The sequence below is a fragment of the Nitrosophilus sp. genome (assembly GCF_982775275.1).
In genome coordinates, this window is record NZ_CEXZHP010000307.1 from 1 (window position 1) to 1,280 (window position 1,280).

Below are 1,280 nucleotides of genomic sequence, written 5' to 3' on the forward strand. Positions count from 1 at the left end.
TTCCTCAATAGTTCTTAGCAAATCAGGTGGAAAATAATTACTCACTCCGGAGAGCATACGAACTTTCTCCCTTACAACTTCTAAAATCGCATCTATCTTTAAACTATGAACCTCTTTGGATTCTATAATATCAACACGGGCTATCAAAGGAGTATCGGAAAGTTTATTTACAAGTCTTGCCCGTGCCAAACCTTGAAAAAGTACCTTTACTCTTCCATCGGGCAAAGAGACCTTTCTCATAATAGAGCCAACAACACCTGCATCATAGAGTGCATCATAATCTCTCTCCCCTTCATGGGAAGGTTTTGTCGGACATACGACAACAAGGGTATTTTCCTCTATAGCCTTTGTTGCTGCGGCTATATTGGCTTCATCATTTAAAAATAACGGAGATATCATAAACGGGTATAAAAACAGTTCATCTTCGGCTATAACCGGAATATCTGCCGGAAACTCTCCATAATTGCTTAGTTTCATTCTTTTATATCCTTTGGTTTTATTGTTATGTTTGCATCAGTGTCTGTTACAGAGTTTCGTGAAACAACACTGCGGGTATCAGGGAGTAAAAATCCATACCAAGAAGCGGTTCCATCACCCTCAAACCACTCTCTATACCATGGGGCATTTGATTTTTCCACCTTATCCCACTCTATCCATGGCTCTGGCTTTAAAGCTCTATAATAGGCTGCTGATTTTGGTTTGTCTATTCTTTCATACAGCAGTGCAATAGTTTCATTGAGAGTTGCATTTGCCAAATAAAGATTTGTAAGCATAGAATCTACCAAATAGTAGTATTGAGAATTTGGATAGTTACGCTTAAAACTTTTAGCAGCACGGATAGTATCTTTAATAAGAACCTGATCCCTTCGTGGATTTGGTAATGCCATATATTTTGCTTTAACAACCAAAAACTCTGCAAACTCCCGCTCATTTTCATTGGCATATCGCTTGACATACTCATGTGAAAAATGTTCCGTTAAAAGATACTCTTCATGGTACATATGCGAAATTGCCAAGATCATCGTTGCCTCGGGCAACAAAGGTGAAGCGATGTGTTCCCCTTGCAAAGAGGAGTAATAATCATCCGCCTTGTCCAAATTCCCATCGGCAACAGACTCCACAAGTTTCTCATACCAGTAGATTGCCGGCTTATTATATTCATCAAGCTCTTTGGTACATCCACTTAGAAGTATCAGCAGTAAGAAAGATGATAAAAGTTTTATATATTTCGCCATTGTATAGTTTCCTGATTTTTATTCGATTGTTATTTTATCTAAAAG

The 1,280-nt window shown here is 38.2% G+C and carries 2 protein-coding genes; both read right to left on the reverse strand.

Annotation, left to right across the window (positions count from 1 at the left end; all coding sequences use genetic code 11):
- Nucleotides 1–477: LON peptidase substrate-binding domain-containing protein (locus AC30RD_RS09520; protein ID WP_489494310.1), on the reverse strand; the 477-nt coding region annotated here is incomplete at its 3' end.
- A complete protein-coding gene (bamD, locus tag AC30RD_RS09525; RefSeq protein ID WP_489494311.1) occupies nt 474–1,235 on the reverse strand; it encodes an outer membrane protein assembly factor BamD in 762 nt (253 codons plus the stop codon). The genes AC30RD_RS09520 and bamD, both read right to left, overlap by 4 nt.
- Nucleotides 1,236–1,280 lie beyond the last annotated feature (45 nt).

What these genes read in the sequence shown, in the direction of transcription:
- bamD (WP_489494311.1), bottom strand. Translation starts at nt 1,235, where the DNA reads ATGGCGAAATATATAAAACTTTTATCATCTTTCTTACTGCTGATACTT.